We start from the raw sequence: 14,316 nt of genomic DNA on the forward strand, positions 1-14,316 counted from the left end.
GTTCGTCGCGCCGGTGCCGACGTGTGGTGGCCGAGGGCTGCGTCCTCTAGCAGGATGTGGGGATGACTGCGATGACGGAGGCGGAGTACCGGGACCTGGTGGCGGGCAGCGTGACGGACCCGGAGGGGTTCTGGGGTGGCGCGGCCGCGGACATCGACTGGTTCCATCCCCCGCGGCAGGTCCTCGACGACAGCACACCCCCCTTCTACCGGTGGTTCCCCGACGGCACGCTCAACGTCTGCTACAACGCGCTGGACCGCCACGTCATCCGGGGGAGGGCGGACCAGACTGCCCTGGTCTACGACTCCCCGGTGACGGGCACCACCCAACGGTTCACCTATGCCGAGCTGCTGGACCTGGTGGCCCGGTTCGCGGGGGTGCTGCGCGACCTGGGCGTCGACAGGGGCGATCGCGTGGTCATCTACCTGCCGATGATCCCCGAGGCCGTGATCGCCATGCTGGCCTGCGCCCGCATCGGGGCGGTCCACTCGGTGGTCTTCGGCGGGTTCGCCCCGGCCGAGCTGGCCGCACGGATCGAGGACGCCCAGCCGGTCGTGGTGGTCTCCGCGTCCTGCGGGATCGAGCCCACCCGGGTGGTGCCCTACAAGCCGATGCTGGACGAGGCGCTGCGTCGCTCGGCGCACCGACCCGACCACGTCGTCATCGTGCAGCGTGCGGAACTGGCGGCCGAGATGGGGGAGGGCGACCTGGACTGGAAGCAGCTGATGAACCCGGACGCGGTCGCGCCGGCCGGGTGCGTCCCCGTGGCCGCGACGGACCCCCTCTACGTGTTGTACACGTCGGGGACGACCGGGAAACCGAAGGGGATCGTGCGGGACAGCGGGGGGTATGCCGTGGCGCTGCGGTGGTCGATGACCCACCTGTATGGCGTGCAGCCGGGGGAGACCTGGTTCTGCGGCTCCGACGTGGGCTGGGTGGTGGGCCACTCCTACATCGTCTACGCACCCCTGCTGACCGGCGCGACAACCGTGCTCTACGAGGGCAAACCGGTTGGCACACCCGACGCCGGGGCGTTCTGGCGGCTGCTGTCCGAGCATGCCGCGGTGGCCATGTTCACCGCGCCGACGGCGATCCGCGCGATCAAGAAGATGGACCCGGAGGGTGAACTGGTCGGGGAGCACGACCTGTCCTCCCTGCGCACCCTGTTCCTGGCCGGTGAACGTCTCGACCCGGACACCTGGCAGTGGGCCACCGACGCCCTGGGAGTGCCCGTGATCGACAACTGGTGGCAGACCGAGACCGGGTGGCCGATCGCGATGAACCCCGTGGGGCTGGTGCAGTTGCCCATCAAACCCGGCTCGGCCGCACTGCCCGTGCCCGGCTACGACGTCCGGGTCCTCGACGAGCACGGCCAGGAGGTCGGGGCCGACACGGAGGGGGCGATCTGCATCCGGCTGCCGATGCCGCCCGGGACGTTGCCCACGCTGTGGCAGGACGACGACCGGTACGTCAGTTCGTACCTGTCGACCTTCGAGGGCTACTACCTGACGGGTGACGGTGGCTACACCGACCCCGACGGGTACCTCTTCGTGATGGGCCGCACCGACGACGTGCTCAACGTCGCCGGGCACCGACTCTCGACCGGGTCCCTGGAGGCCGCGCTCGCCGGCCACCCGTCGGTCGCCGAGTGCGCGGTCATCGGGGTCGCTGACGCGCTCAAGGGGCAGGTACCGCGTGCCCTGGTGGTGCTCAAGGCCGGGGTGAGCACGGAGGCCGACGGAGCCGCCGAGGCGTTGCGGGCCGAGCTGGTCGAGCGGGTCCGGTCCGAGGTGGGCGCCGTGGCGGCCCTGCGGCGGGTCGATCTCGTGGAGGCCCTCCCGAAGACCCGCTCGGGCAAGATCCTGCGCAAGACCATGCGCGAACTGGCCGACGGGCGCGACCCGCAGGTGCCGAGCACCATCGAGGACGCCGGTGTGCTCGATGCCCTGACGGGGGTCCTGCGCGCGGAGGCTGTGGATTAACGACCCAGCGGGTCCCCGTCCCGCCCTACCCTGACCGTGACGGCCGTCGACCGCGGCGGCCGGGACGCGAGGGGGCGTGGATGAGTTCGCTACGGGTGGACCCGGACCGGGTGTGGGCGGCGGCCCAGCAGCTGCACACCGTGACCGGTCAGATCGAGGATGTCGCCGAGACGTTGCGGCGTGCCCTGCAGCGGGTGGCTGCGGGCGCCGGCCCCGGTGCCCTGGCCCACGCGGCGGGTCAGGCCGGTGCCCGCTGGGAGGATGCCCTGCGCGAGGTCGCTGCTGCCGGCACGGCACTGGCCCGGACGACCGACGTGGCCGCGGAGGGCTACCAGCTGGCCGAGTCCCTGGCCCGGCAGGGGACGACCGCCGTCCGGAGGACGCACTGATGGCCGCGCTCGACACCTCGCCCGAGGAGCTGCGGGTCGCGGCGGCGCTCCTGACGGACTCCGCAGACCGGCTGGGGCTGCTGGCCCGACGGGTGGGCGCGCTGGAGAGCGGCACCGCCGAGTTCTGGCACGGACCGGCCAGCCTCGGTCACCGGGCCCGGATGCACTCCCTGCGCCTGGTGCTGCACCACCACGTTGCGCCCCTGCAGGAGCTGTCGCAGTCGGCGGCCCGGGCAGCCGACCGTGCCCAGGATGCCCGGGAGCGGGTGTGCTCCCTCGGCGTGCGCCGCCGGGAGGCGCTGCGGGAGCTGGACGTCCTGCGGGGCACCCCCTCGGACCCCGCCGACCCGGGCGTCGCGGAGCGCGCCCGCCGGATCGCCGAGTTGGAGACGGTGGTCGGCCTGCTCGAACGGGAGACGGCGCAGGAGGAGTCCGAGCTGGATGCCGTGCTGGACGCGGTCCGCGGCCGGGTGGAGACGCTGTGGCCGGAGACCCTCGCCAACGACCTGCAGGTGCTCATCCAGCTGGCGGCCGGGCTCGGCGGGGCCTGGACCGGGCTGAAGCGGCTGAGCCGGGGAGGGCTGCTGCTCTGGACGGTCGAACGGGCCCGGTGGGTGGACCTGAGCGTCCGGGTCGCGCTGCTCGAGCGCGGGCAGCGGCTGGCCCGGATGCTGGACCGGGCCCCGTGGTGGGCCCGCATGGTGGGGCGCCTCGGGGTCTGGGGGATCCCGCTGTCCATCTTCCCAACGGCGGTGCGGGACCTGGTCACCGGTGGCGGATACGACGGGACGCGCGGCGCGATCACCCGGGTCGGCGGGTTCGTGGCCATTCCCTCCTCCATCCTGCTCGTGGCGCCGGTGCCCTCTCCCCACATCAAGGCGGTCAGTGCGATCACGCTAGGCAGCTATGGGCTGTGGAAGGCCGGCAACGCCGTGTGGGACCACCGCGAGGTCGTCCCACCCCTGGCGGGCGCGGCCTGGGAGGAGGCGCAACGGCGGGCGCGGGAGCTGGCCGAGGGTCTGACGCCGGTCACCCTCGGGCCGCTCACCCCGTGGGCCCCGGAGCTCGGGGGAGAGATCCTGGACTGGGTCCGCGACAGGGCGGACGACCTGACCGAGCGCGTCGACGGGACGTCGACCTCCTGGCGGGAGTTGCTCCATGAGGTGTTCGAGAACAACTTCGACATCAGGTTGGACGACCTGCCTGACCTGCCCGACCCGGACGTGACCTGGGATGACCTGATCCGGGACCTCGGGCCGGGGATCGGCGTGCCCCGGATCCCGATCGACACCGGACCGCGGCTGCCGGTGATCCCGCCGTGGGTCGAGCCGTTCCTGCCGAGTCCGCCGGTGCTGGCGCCGTGAGCGCACTGGCCTGTCGGTTGACCGACGAGGAGCTGGCCGCACTGACGGACGGGGCGCCCACGCCGGTCGCCTCGCCCTACCTGGAGCTGCTGGACCCGGCCACGCGGGCGGTGGCGTGCCAGACGGCGCAGCGCTCGCTGATGGTCCGTCGGCTGCTGGAGCCGACGGGGGACCTGCGGTCCGACCTGGTCGCCGGGAACGCAGCCGACGACCAGGTGCCCGGCCAGGCCACGGGTTTGGCCGGGCTGGTCCTGGGGCTGCGCGCCGGGGCACCCGTGGTCGCCGTGCTGCACCGCCTACTGGGAGCCCCGCGCGATAGTTCGGACGAGTCCAGCAGCCAGTCCCGGTACCTCCACGTCGTCGCAGACACCATCGTCGTCGAGGACGTCACCCCGGCGGGCGTGCACAGCTTCGGGCTGACCGGGTGGGACCGGATGTCCCAGGTGGTGCGGGAGTTCCTCGTCCCCCCGGACGCGGATCGTGACGTCTCCCGCGACATCGCCGACCGCTCGTTCGCCGACCCCGGCGACCCTGCCCGGCTGATGGCGACGTTGGGACATCCCCCGGTGCTGGCCGAGTCGGTCGTGCTGCACGGGCGCCAGCAGGAGGCCCCGCCCTCGTGCACCCTGGCACTCGGGCCCGGGGGCTGCTTCGTCGGGACCCCGGGGTCGACCGGCACCCGGTTCCAACAGGTCGGCGCGAACGGGCTCGTGGAGGGCCTGGTCGCGCAGGTCGCTGCCGCGCGGGAGGCGGTCCAGAGGTGACAATGGCGCAGTGAGTTCTCCCCGCACCGTCACCCTGCTCGGCTCCACCGGGTCCATCGGGACCCAGGCGTTGGAGGTGATCGCGGCCCACCCCGGAGAATTCGAGGTCCGGGCGCTCAGCGCCGGTGGCAGTGACCCCGACCTCCTGGTGCGTCAGGCGGTGCAGGTGCGGGCCCCCCAGGTCGCGATGGCCGTGGGCGACCGGGAAGACCTGCTCGAGCGACTGGTCGCAGCCGCGCGCGAGGCCGGCGCCTCGACATACCGGCCCGAGGTCCTGGTCGGCGCACAGGCCGCCGAGACGGTGGCCGGCAACGGGGCGCAGGTGGTGTTGAACGGCATCACCGGGAGCATCGGGTTGCGACCCACCCTCGCGGCCCTGCGGGCCGGGAGCACCCTGGCCCTGGCCAACAAGGAGTCGCTGATCGTGGGCGGCCCCCTGGTGACGGCGGCCGCCGCGCACGGGCAGATCGTCCCCGTCGACTCCGAGCACAGCGCCATCGCCCAGTGCCTGCGGGGTGGCCGTGGCGGGGAGGTGCGCCGGCTCGTGGTGACCGCCAGCGGCGGTCCGTTCCGGGGCTGGTCGCGGTCGGAACTGGCCGGTGTCACCCCGCAGGAGGCGCTGCGCCACCCGAACTTCTCGATGGGACGTGTCATCACCACCAACTCGGCGACCCTGGTCAACAAGGGATTGGAGGTCATCGAGGCACACCTGCTCTTCGACATCCCCTACGACCGGATCGAGGTCGTGGTGCACCCGCAGCAGCTGATCCACTCCATGGTCGAGTTCCACGACGGGTCGACCCTGGCGCAGCTGGGTCCGCCGCGGATGCTCGTGCCGATCGCGCTGGGCCTGTCCTGGCCGGACCGGCTCCCCGACGTCGACGAGCCGGTCGACTGGACCGCGGCCAGCACCTGGGAGTTCCACCCGCTGGACGACGAGGCGTTCCCCGCCGTCCGGCTGGCCCGGCAGGTCGGCGCGGCGGGAGGCACCTGGCCCGCCGTCTACAACGCCGCGAACGAAGAGTGCGTGGCAGCCTTCCACGAGGGCCGGATCGGCTTCCTCGACATCGTCGACACCGTGGACCGGGTGGTCCAGGAGCACGCCGGGAACCCCACGGGGGCGCTGTCGGTTGAGGAGGTGTTGCGCGCCGACGATTGGGCCAGGCGGCACGCGAGGAGGATGATGGGTGCCGGGACGGGCACGACCGAGGAGAGCACACCATGATGTACCTGTTGGGGGTCCTGCTGATGCTGGTCGGCATCGGCGCCTCCATCGCGCTCCACGAGCTCGGGCACCTGCTCCCCGCCAAGCGGTTCGGCGTCAAGTGCACCCAGTACATGGTCGGCTTCGGGCCGACCCTGTGGTCCCGGCGCAAGGGGGAGACCGAGTACGGCGTCAAGGCGATCCCGCTGGGCGGCTACGTCCGGATGATTGGCATGTTTCCCCCGGCCCCGGGGCACGACGGGCGGCTGCGCCCCTCCTCGACCGGCCGCTTCAGCCAACTGGCCGACCAGGCCAGGGCCGAGTCTGCCGAGGAGATCGGCCCCGGTGACGAGGACCGCGTGTTCTACCGGCTGCCGGTGTGGAAGCGCGTGGTCATCATGCTGGGGGGACCGGTCACCAACCTGGTCATCGCTGCGGTGCTGCTCACCGGAATCATCACGGTCTACGGCCTGCCCGAGCTCACCTCCAAGGTCTCGACCGTGTCGGCCTGCGCGCCGGCCGACCCCGCCGCCACCGACTGCGAGGGCCAGCCGCCGTCCCCTGCGGCGGCGGCCGGCCTGCAGGAGGGCGATGTCATCACGTCGGTGGACGGCCGCGCCGTCACCGGGTGGGGCGAGGCCTCCTACGCGATCCAGAACGCCGGCGACGCTGCCCAGATCACGGTCCTGCGGGAGGGCACCGAGATCGCCCTGCAGGCCGACCTGGTCCAGGTGGAGCGGCAACTGCTGGAGCCGGACGGGGCCGGGCGGTTCGACGCCGCGGGCAACCCGGTCGTGGGGGAGGTCTCCTTCCTCGGCGCCAGCGGGTCGGTGGAGTACATCCCGCAACCCCTGGGCGAGGCACCCGCCTACGTCGGCACCGCATTGGTCGAGACCGGCAAGATCTTCCTGGCCCTCCCGGAGAAGATGGTGGGGGTGTGGCAGGCCGCCTTCGGGGGCGAGGAGCGGGACGGCAACGGACCGGTGTCGGTGGTCGGCGTGGGCCGGGTCGCGGGAGAGGTCACGGCGGGCGGTCTCGGGGCGCTCACCGACACCTTCGCCGCCAAGATGGTGCTGCTGCTGAACCTGCTGGCCTCCCTCAACATCGCCCTGTTCGTGTTCAACATGATCCCGCTGCTCCCCCTGGACGGCGGGCACGTGGCGGGCGCGCTGTGGGAGGGCCTGAAACGGACCTTCGCCCGCGTCTTCAGGCGTCCCGATCCGGGACCCGTGGACATCGCCAAGGCGCTGCCGGTGGCCTACACCGTGGCCATCTGTCTGATCGGGATGACCCTGCTCCTGGTCTACGCCGACCTGGTCAACCCGATCCGGCTCGGTGGCTGAGGCCGGGCCCGCCGACGGACTACCCCTGGGAGATACTGGAACCATGACTGCTGGCACCCCCATCGCGCTCGGCATGCCGTCCGCGCCGCCCCCCGTCCTCGCCCCCCGGCGGCAGAGCCGCAAGATCAGGGTGGGCAAGGTCGAGGTCGGCGGTGACGCCCCGGTCTCGGTGCAGTCGATGACCACCACGCCTACGACGGACATCAACGCGACGCTGCAGCAGATCGCCGAGCTGACCGCGACCGGCTGTGACATCGTGCGGGTGGCCTGCCCGACCTCCGACGACGCCGAGGCGCTGCCGGCGATCGCCCGCAAGTCCCAGATCCCGGTGATCGCCGACATCCACTTCCAGCCCAAGTACGTCTTCGCCGCGATCGACGCCGGCTGCGCGGCCGTCCGGGTCAACCCCGGCAATATCCGCAAGTTCGACGACCAGGTCAAGGAGATCTCGCGGGCGGCCAAGGACGCCGGGGTCTCCATCCGGATCGGGGTCAACGCGGGCTCCCTGGACAAGCGGCTGCTGGAGAAGTACGGCAAGCCGACCGCCGAGGCCCTGGTCGAGTCCGCGGTGTGGGAGGCCTCGCTGTTCGAGGAGCACGACTTCCACGACTTCAAGATCTCGGTCAAGCACAACGACCCCGTGGTCATGGTGCGCGCCTACGAGATGCTGGCCGAGCGCGGCGACTGGCCGCTGCACCTCGGTGTCACCGAGGCCGGGCCGGCCTTCCAGGGCACGATCAAGTCGTCGGTGGCCTTCGGCGCGTTGCTGGCCAAGGGGATCGGCGACACCATCCGGGTCTCCCTCTCGGCGCCCCCGGTGGAGGAGGTCAAGGTCGGCAACCAGATCCTGCAGAGCCTGAACCTCAAGCCCCGCAAGCTGGAGATCGTCTCCTGCCCCTCCTGCGGACGCGCCCAGGTCGACGTCTACACCCTGGCCGACGAGGTCACCGCGGGCCTGGAGGGGATGGAGGTTCCCCTGCGCGTGGCGGTCATGGGCTGCGTGGTCAACGGGCCGGGTGAGGCCCGGGAGGCGGACCTGGGCGTGGCGTCGGGCAACGGCAAGGGCCAGATCTTCGTCAAGGGGGAGGTCATCAAGACCGTGCCGGAGAGCCAGATCGTGGAGACCCTGATCGAGGAGGCGATGCGGATCGCCGAGGAGATGGGGGAGCCGGTCGACGGCGAGCCCGGTGGCGCACCGTCGGTCGTCGTCGGCTGAGCCGGCGCCTGCTGTCCGTCCGACCCGACGAGCCCGTATGTCGTATCCCGGCTTCCTACCGACCCGCCAACTGGTGCTGGTGGACCTGTTGGGCATGATGCTGGCCGTCCGCCCGGGGGAGCGGGGGGTGATTGCCGTGGACGGGGTCGACGGGGCAGGCAAGACCCACCTGGTCGGGGAGTTGCTCGCCCTCGCTGCCCAGGTCGCCGGCCGGGACTTGGTGGGTGTCTCCATCGACGGGTTCCACCGCCCCCGTGCGGAGCGGGTCGCTGCGGGCACCGGACCGGAGGGGTTCTACCACGGATCCTTCGACTACGACGCGTTCACGGCGAAGGTGCTGGACCCCTTCCGGTCAGGTCGGGAGATCGTCCCGGCGGTGCACGACGTGGTGCGGGACGAGCCGGTCTACCCCGACCCGGTCGAGCCCTCCGACGATGCGCTCCTGCTGGTGGACGGGATCTTCCTGCGTCGGCCCGAGCTGGTGCAGCGCTGGGATGCCACCCTCCTGGTCCTCGTGCCGTTCGAGGTCTCGGTGCCGCGGGGCAACGCCCGGTTCCCGGACCGTCGGCGGGAGGGGGACGAGGACCCGGACCACCCGGCGAACCAGCGGTACGTGGGCGGGCAGCGGCTCTACCGGCAGCAGTCCCGGGTCCACCCGCCGACCTGGATCCTGGACAACACCGACCTGCAGCGCCCGCAACTGTTGGAGCCGGACCCAGACGAGCCCCAGTGGTTCGGCTGAACCACCGGGGCCCGTACGGAACGGTGTGACGGATCAGGCGTCGGCTTCCTCGGCCGCCTTCTCCTCGACGGCCTCGGTGTCCTCGTCGACCCAGTCGAAGGTCTTGGTGACGGCCTTCTTCCAGTTGCGGTAGAGGCGCTCCCGCTCGGCGTCGCCCATCTGCGGGGACCAGCGGGCGCCCTCGGCCCAGTTGTCGATGACGTCCTGCTCGCCCGACCAGAAGCCGACGGCGATGCCCGCGGCGTAGGCGGCGCCCAGCGCGGTCGTCTCGGCCACCTTGGGACGGACCACGTCCACCCCGAGGATGTCGGCCTGGAACTGCATCAGCGTCTCGTTGGCGATCATCCCGCCGTCGACCCGCAGCTCGGAGAGGTTGACGCCGGAGTCGGCGTTCATCGCGTCCAGCACCTCACGGGTCTGGAACGCGGTGGCCTCCAGCGCAGCCCGGGCGATGTGGTGCTTGTTGACGTACCGGGTGAGGCCGACGACCGCACCGCGGGCGTCGGTCCTGCCAGTACGGCGCGAACAGCCCGGAGAAGGCCGGCACGATGTAGCACCCGCCGTTGTCGTCGACCTCCTTGGCCAGCGTCTCGACCTCCGGTGCGTCCTTGATCAGGCCCAGGTTGTCGCGCAGCCACTGCACCAGCGAGCCGGTGACCGCGATCGAGCCCTCGAGGGCGTAGACCGTGTCCTGCTCGCCGATCTTGTAGCAGACCGTCGTGAGCAGGCCGTTCTCGCTCGGCACGATCTCGGTGCCGGTGTTGAGCAGCATGAAGTTGCCGGTGCCGTAGGTGTTCTTCGACATGCCCTTCTCGAAGCACGCCTGGCCGAACGTCGCGGCCTGCTGGTCGCCGAGGATGCCGGCGATCGGGCACGCCCGCGAGCTTGCCGTGCTGCGTCCTGCCGTAGACCTCCGAGGAGGAGCTGGATCTCGGGCAGCATCGACAGCGGGATGCCCATGTCGCTGGCGATGCTCTCGTCCCAGCTCGAGGGTCGTCAGGTCCATCAGCATCGTGCGGGAGGCGTTGGTGACGTCGGTGACGTGCACGCCGCCGTCGGGGCCGCCGGTGAGGTTCCACAGCGTCCAGCGTGTCGGTGTTGCCGAACAGCAGGTCGCCGGCCTCGGCCTTCTCGCGGGCACCGTCGACGTTGTCGAGGATCCACTTGATCTTGGGGCCGGAGAAGTAGGTGGCCAGCGGCAGCCCGACAGATCGCCTTGTACTTGTCGGCGCCCTCGTCGCCCCCGAGCTCGGCGACGATCTTGTCGGTGCGGGTGTCCTGCCAGACGATCGCGTTGTAGACCGGCTCGCCGGTGTTCTTGTCCCACACCACCGCGGTCTCCCGCTGGTTGGTGATGCCGATCGCGGCGATGTCTGGGTGCTTGGCCAGGTCGCCGCTTGCGCCAGCGCCTGCCCGATCACCTCGCGGGTGTTGTCCCAGATCTCGGTCGGGGTCGTGCTCGACCCAGCCCGCCTTGGGGAAGATCTGCTCGTGCTCCTTCTGGCCGACGGAGTGGATCTCGCCGGACTTGGTGAACACGATCGCCCGGGTGCTGGTCGTGCCCTGGTCGATCGCGAGTACGTAGTCAGCCATCGTTGTGTGCTTCCTTCACCTCGTTGTGCGGGTTTCCTGGCAGGGCGAGGGAGGCGGTGCGGACGGCCAGGCGAGCGTCCGCACCGCCCGGGGATCAGAAGACGGCGGCCGCGAGGAGTCCGCCCAGCACGCCGCCGATGATCGGACCGACGACCGGGATCCAGGAGTAGCCCCAGTCGCTGCTGCCCTTGCCGCGGATCGGCAGGATCGCGTGGGCGATGCGGGGGCCGAGGTCACGGGCCGGGTTGATGGCGTAGCCGGTGGGTCCACCGAGGCTGGCGCCGATGCCGACGACCAGCAGGGCCACGGCCAGCGGGCCGAGCATGGCGTTGGCGGCCGCACCGTCCGGGCCGACGACGCCGAAGGAGATCACCACGAAGACCAGCACGAAGGTGCCGATGACCTCGGTGACGACGTTCCAGCCGGGGTGTTGCGGATCTCGGGGCCGGTGGAGAAGACGCGCGAGCTTCACGGCGGGGTCGGCGTCCTCGTCGAAGTGGTTGCTGGTGGGCCAGCCAGGCCAGGACGGCACCGATGAAGGCACCGATGAACTGGGCCGACGATGTACAGCACGGCGTTGCCGGCGTTCGCCTCGATGCCCGGCCCGAGTTCGTCCTGCCCGTTGGCCAGCAGGCCGAGGGTGACGGCGGGGTTGATGTGGGCACCGGACTTCAGGGCGACGAAGACGCCGGCGAAGACCGCAAAGCCCCAGCCGAAGTTGATCATGCAGCCAGCCGCCGCCGTTGCCCTTGGTCTTGGGCAGGATCGCGTTGGCCACGACGCCGCAACCCAGGAGGGTCAGCATCATCGTGCCGAGCACCTCTGGGAGGAAGATGTCCTCCATGGGGGTTCTCCGTTCTCTCCGTTGAGTGATTCAGACAGGGGCAGCGTCCCAGATCGCGAGACCTACCAGGGGGTCATTTAGGCGTCCTCGACTCGGAGTGTCGGCGGGGCCGAGCTTGACCATGGGCGCCAGGTCCGGCTGCCTGGAGCCGGGCCCGCTCGGCGGACTCGTCGTCGGTCTCCTGGGCGGCCAGCTCCTCGGCCCGGCGCCTGCGCCCGGTAGTCCTCCAGCTCCGCGCTCCTTGCGGGCGTCGTCCCACTCCAGCGCTGCCGCAGCGAGATCCGACGATCTCCGGCAGGGCGGCGAGCCCACGGTCGGCGACCTCGTAGTTGAGGCGGGTCCGCTGGTAGCATGATGTCGGCCAGGTGCACCACGCCCTCGTGGGTGCAGGCATAGACGATCTCGGCGCGCAGATAGGCCGGGGCATGCTCCAGCGGCTCGGCGAGCGAGCGGGTCCTGCTCGATCGAGTCCACCAGCTCGGTCAGCAGCGAGCCGTAGCGGTGCAGCAGGTGGTCCACGACCTGTGAGCTCCAGCCGTACGTGCTCCTGCCACGCGCCCGGCACTGCGCCGGATGGCCTTCTCGCCGACGGCACCCACCAGCGGGATCTCGTGGGTGATGCTCGGGGTCTCCACCGCCTGCCCGCCGAGGGCGAAGTCCACGGCGTCCTTGGCCATCACCCGGTAGGTCGTGAGCTTGCCGCCGGCGACGATGGTCAGGCCCGGCACGGGGCTGGCGACGGTGTGCTCCCGGCTGACCTTGGCCGAGTCCGTGCCCTCCTTGGTGCCGGGCTGCAGCAGCGGCCGCAGCCCTGCATACGAGCCGATCACGTCCTCCCTGGTCAGCGTGGTCGACGAGGACCGCGTTGGCGTGCTCCAGCACGTAGTCGATGTCGCCGGCCGTGGGGACCGGGTGCTGCGGGTCCAGCTTCCACGGGGTGTCGGTGGTGCCCAGGATCCAGTAGCGGGACCACGGGATGAAGAACAGCACGGACTTCTCGGTCTGGAGGAACAGGCCGGAGGTGCCGCTTGATCCGGTCGCGGGGGATCACCAGGTGGATGCCCTTGGACGCCAGGACCCGCAGCCCGCCGGAGGTGTCGGCCAGCGCCTCGGTGTCCTCGGTCCACACCCCGGTCGCGTTGATGACGTGCCGGGCGCGCGCGGTGAGCTGGCTCGCCGGTCTCCAGGTCCTGCAGGACGGCGCCGTTGACCCGGCCCGCGCGCGTCCTTGGTGAGCTCGACCACCTGGGTGCGGTTGGCGGCCCGTGCGCCGTAGGTGACCGCCGTGCGGACCAGGGTCGCGACCAGGCGGGCGTCGTCGACCGTCGCGTCCCAGTACTTCACCGCACCGATGGCCGTCTCGTGCCGCAGGTCGGGGAACTGCTTCTGCATGCCCTTGCGGGTGGCGTGCTGGTGGATCGGCAGGGCCCGGCGTCCCGGCATGAGGTTGGCCAGGACGTCGTACAGGCTCGACCCCGGCGCCGTAGTAGGCCCGCTGCCACACCCGGTGCTCCAGCGGGATGAGGAACGACATCGGCTTGACCAGGTGCGGGGCGATCCGGCTGAGCAGCAGGCCGCGCTCGGTGAGCGCCTCGTGCACCAGCTTGAAGTCGAGCATCTGCAGGTAGCGCAGCCCGCCGTGCACCAGCTTGGTCGACCGCGAGGAGGTGCCCGAGGCCCAGTCCTGGGCCTCCACGACCACCGTGGACAGCCCACGGGTGGCGGCGTCGAGGGCGACTCCTGCGCCGGTGACCCCGCCGCCGATCACCAGGACATCGAACTCCGGCCCGTCCGTCCCACTGCGGGCCAGCGCCTCCAGCGCCTCGTCGCGGGTCTGCGGGGTCATCGCCTTGGCGTGCATCCGTGCCTCTCGTCCGGGGACCGCCCACCCTCCCTATCACGGGGGCTTGGCCCTGCTCGATCTTTGTCCCGCGCCGCCCCGCTTGGCAAGGGGGGCGGGCGCGTCGTGTCCGAGGCTACGTGGGGTGCCGCCTCGACACCCGCTCAGGTCGTGGGGCAGGCTGGGGGGATGCTGCGCACCACCTCCCCGGTGCGGGCGCTGTCCCTGGGCGACTCCCAGGCGGCGCTCGCTGTCTGCGCGCAGGATCCGGTGGCCAATGTCTTCGTCGCCGCCCGGATCATGGAGGGGGGCCTGAACGGGAACCGGGGTGCGGTCCTGGGATACGAGCACCGCGAGGAGCGCGGGCTGATGTGGACCTCTGCCAACGTGGTCCCCGTCCAGTGCACCCCACCGATGGTGCAGGCATTCGCCGACAAGGTGGTGCGCCGGCGGCGCTGGGCGTCCTCGGTCTTCGGCCCGGCCGATCCGGTGCTGCACCTGTGGTCCCTCGTCGAGCGCGAGTGGGGCGGGGCCCGTGAGATCCGGGACAACCAGCCCCTGATGGTGATGCGGGAGCGGCCCTCGCGTCTGGGGGTGCCGATCGACCCGTGGGTCCGGCCGGCCACGGACGCCGAGGTGGACCGGGTGCTGCCGGCGGCCGAGTCCATGTTCACCGAGGAGATCGGCTACCCGCCCTACCGCGGCTCCTCCCGGGCCTACCGGCAGGGTCTGGAGCATCTGATCCGCGAGCGGGCGGACGCTGGTCCGGGTGGAGGACGGTCAGGTGGTGTTCAAGGCCGATCTGGGGTCGGTTGCGCTGGGGGTCACCCAGATCCAGGGGGTGTGGGTGCACCCGGATCGCCGCGGTGAGGGGCTGGCCGTGCCCGCGATGGCGGCCGTGGTGGAGCACGCCATGCGACACCACGCACCGACCGTCACCCTGTACGTCAACGACTTCAACCTGCCCGCCCTCGCCACCTACCGCCGGGTCGGCTTCGTGCAGGCCGGGGTCTGCGCCACGGTCCTGCTCTGACT

General features: G+C 71.4%; 16 protein-coding genes and 1 pseudogene. 10 read left to right on the forward strand and 7 right to left on the reverse strand.

Annotated features, from left to right (window positions below; all coding sequences use genetic code 11):
- Window positions 1-71 precede the first annotated feature (71 nt).
- The 8 genes from AC1QRC_RS10265 to AC1QRC_RS10300 all read left to right on the forward strand — a co-directional run bounded on the left by AC1QRC_RS10265 (window position 72) and on the right by AC1QRC_RS10300 (window position 9,004).
- A complete protein-coding gene (locus AC1QRC_RS10265; RefSeq protein WP_484206615.1) occupies window positions 72-1,982 on the forward strand; it encodes a propionyl-CoA synthetase in 1,911 nt (636 codons plus the stop codon).
- An 80-nt stretch (window positions 1,983-2,062) separates the two neighbouring features.
- Window positions 2,063-2,371 carry a hypothetical protein gene (locus AC1QRC_RS10270; RefSeq protein ID WP_484203235.1) on the forward strand — a complete coding sequence of 103 codons (309 nt, stop codon included), beginning with the start codon at window positions 2,063-2,065 and terminating at the stop codon, window positions 2,369-2,371.
- Window positions 2,371-3,735, forward strand: a complete 1,365-nt coding sequence (locus AC1QRC_RS10275) for a hypothetical protein (RefSeq protein WP_484203236.1) — start codon at window positions 2,371-2,373, stop codon at window positions 3,733-3,735. Before AC1QRC_RS10270 ends, AC1QRC_RS10275 begins: the two co-directional genes overlap by 1 nt.
- Entirely contained in the window at window positions 3,732-4,499 is a 768-nt protein-coding gene (locus tag AC1QRC_RS10280) for a hypothetical protein (protein WP_484203237.1), read from the forward strand. Before AC1QRC_RS10275 ends, AC1QRC_RS10280 begins: the two co-directional genes overlap by 4 nt.
- A 10-nt stretch (window positions 4,500-4,509) precedes the next feature.
- Window positions 4,510-5,724 carry a 1-deoxy-D-xylulose-5-phosphate reductoisomerase gene (gene dxr, locus AC1QRC_RS10285; RefSeq protein WP_484203238.1) on the forward strand — a complete coding sequence of 405 codons (1,215 nt, stop codon included), beginning with the start codon at window positions 4,510-4,512 and terminating at the stop codon, window positions 5,722-5,724.
- Complete coding sequence (locus AC1QRC_RS10290; protein ID WP_484203239.1) at window positions 5,721-7,046, forward strand: M50 family metallopeptidase; 1,326 nt, start codon at window positions 5,721-5,723, stop codon at window positions 7,044-7,046. Before dxr ends, AC1QRC_RS10290 begins: the two co-directional genes overlap by 4 nt.
- Before the next feature lie 43 nt (window positions 7,047-7,089).
- Window positions 7,090-8,262 (forward strand): flavodoxin-dependent (E)-4-hydroxy-3-methylbut-2-enyl-diphosphate synthase, encoded by a 1,173-nt coding sequence (gene ispG / locus AC1QRC_RS10295; protein WP_484203240.1) that lies wholly within the window; start codon window positions 7,090-7,092, stop codon window positions 8,260-8,262.
- A 37-nt stretch (window positions 8,263-8,299) separates the two neighbouring features.
- Window positions 8,300-9,004 (forward strand): nucleoside/nucleotide kinase family protein, encoded by a 705-nt coding sequence (locus AC1QRC_RS10300; protein WP_484203241.1) that lies wholly within the window; start codon window positions 8,300-8,302, stop codon window positions 9,002-9,004.
- A gap of 33 nt (window positions 9,005-9,037) precedes the next feature.
- Here the strand turns inward: AC1QRC_RS10300 and AC1QRC_RS10305 are convergent, their stop codons facing one another.
- The 7 genes and pseudogenes from AC1QRC_RS10305 to AC1QRC_RS10335 form a co-directional block, all read right to left on the reverse strand.
- Complete coding sequence (locus AC1QRC_RS10305) at window positions 9,038-9,457, reverse strand: FGGY-family carbohydrate kinase (RefSeq protein WP_484206616.1); 420 nt, start codon at window positions 9,455-9,457, stop codon at window positions 9,038-9,040.
- The gene (locus AC1QRC_RS10310) at window positions 9,414-9,809 is read right to left on the reverse strand and encodes an FGGY-family carbohydrate kinase (RefSeq protein WP_484203242.1); all 396 of its coding nucleotides are present in this window, start codon (window positions 9,807-9,809) and stop codon (window positions 9,414-9,416) included. The genes AC1QRC_RS10305 and AC1QRC_RS10310 overlap by 44 nt, the downstream gene beginning before the upstream one ends.
- 200 nt (window positions 9,810-10,009) lie before the next feature.
- The gene (locus AC1QRC_RS10315; RefSeq protein WP_484203243.1) at window positions 10,010-10,597 is read right to left on the reverse strand and encodes an FGGY family carbohydrate kinase; all 588 of its coding nucleotides are present in this window, start codon (window positions 10,595-10,597) and stop codon (window positions 10,010-10,012) included.
- A 94-nt stretch (window positions 10,598-10,691) separates the two neighbouring features.
- Window positions 10,692-11,441 (reverse strand): annotated as a pseudogene (locus tag AC1QRC_RS10320) (MIP/aquaporin family protein).
- A gap of 77 nt (window positions 11,442-11,518) precedes the next feature.
- Window positions 11,519-11,875, reverse strand: a complete 357-nt coding sequence (locus tag AC1QRC_RS10325) for a hypothetical protein (protein WP_484206617.1) — start codon at window positions 11,873-11,875, stop codon at window positions 11,519-11,521.
- Between the two features lie 48 nt (window positions 11,876-11,923).
- Window positions 11,924-12,271: a hypothetical protein gene (locus AC1QRC_RS10330; RefSeq protein ID WP_484203244.1), complete on the reverse strand. Its 348-nt coding sequence runs from the start codon at window positions 12,269-12,271 to the stop codon at window positions 11,924-11,926.
- Between the two features lie 11 nt (window positions 12,272-12,282).
- Window positions 12,283-13,287: an FAD-dependent oxidoreductase gene (locus tag AC1QRC_RS10335; RefSeq protein ID WP_484203245.1), complete on the reverse strand. Its 1,005-nt coding sequence runs from the start codon at window positions 13,285-13,287 to the stop codon at window positions 12,283-12,285.
- Window positions 13,288-13,470: 183 nt separating this feature from the next.
- Between AC1QRC_RS10335 and AC1QRC_RS10340 the strand changes: the two genes are divergently transcribed.
- Together AC1QRC_RS10340 and AC1QRC_RS10345 are read left to right on the forward strand one after the other, a co-directional pair.
- Complete coding sequence (locus tag AC1QRC_RS10340) at window positions 13,471-14,151, forward strand: DUF4081 domain-containing protein (protein WP_484203246.1); 681 nt, start codon at window positions 13,471-13,473, stop codon at window positions 14,149-14,151.
- The gene (locus tag AC1QRC_RS10345) at window positions 14,069-14,314 is read left to right on the forward strand and encodes a GNAT family N-acetyltransferase (protein WP_484203247.1); all 246 of its coding nucleotides are present in this window, start codon (window positions 14,069-14,071) and stop codon (window positions 14,312-14,314) included. Before AC1QRC_RS10340 ends, AC1QRC_RS10345 begins: the two co-directional genes overlap by 83 nt.
- Window positions 14,315-14,316 lie beyond the last annotated feature (2 nt).

The organism is Ornithinicoccus sp. (assembly GCF_057176825.1).

What these genes read in the sequence shown, in the direction of transcription:
- AC1QRC_RS10265 (WP_484206615.1), top strand. Translation starts at nt 72, where the DNA reads ATGACGGAGGCGGAGTACCGGGACCTGGTGGCGGGCAGCGTGACGGAC.
- AC1QRC_RS10270 (WP_484203235.1), top strand. Translation starts at nt 2,063, where the DNA reads ATGAGTTCGCTACGGGTGGACCCGGACCGGGTGTGGGCGGCGGCCCAG.
- AC1QRC_RS10275 (WP_484203236.1), top strand. Translation starts at nt 2,371, where the DNA reads ATGGCCGCGCTCGACACCTCGCCCGAGGAGCTGCGGGTCGCGGCGGCG.
- AC1QRC_RS10290 (WP_484203239.1), top strand. Translation starts at nt 5,721, where the DNA reads ATGATGTACCTGTTGGGGGTCCTGCTGATGCTGGTCGGCATCGGCGCC.
- ispG (WP_484203240.1), top strand. Translation starts at nt 7,090, where the DNA reads ATGACTGCTGGCACCCCCATCGCGCTCGGCATGCCGTCCGCGCCGCCC.
- AC1QRC_RS10300 (WP_484203241.1), top strand. Translation starts at nt 8,300, where the DNA reads ATGTCGTATCCCGGCTTCCTACCGACCCGCCAACTGGTGCTGGTGGAC.
- AC1QRC_RS10310 (WP_484203242.1), bottom strand. Translation starts at nt 9,809, where the DNA reads ATGTCGAAGAACACCTACGGCACCGGCAACTTCATGCTGCTCAACACC.
- AC1QRC_RS10315 (WP_484203243.1), bottom strand. Translation starts at nt 10,597, where the DNA reads ATGGCTGACTACGTACTCGCGATCGACCAGGGCACGACCAGCACCCGG.
- AC1QRC_RS10335 (WP_484203245.1), bottom strand. Translation starts at nt 13,287, where the DNA reads ATGACCCCGCAGACCCGCGACGAGGCGCTGGAGGCGCTGGCCCGCAGT.
- AC1QRC_RS10340 (WP_484203246.1), top strand. Translation starts at nt 13,471, where the DNA reads ATGCTGCGCACCACCTCCCCGGTGCGGGCGCTGTCCCTGGGCGACTCC.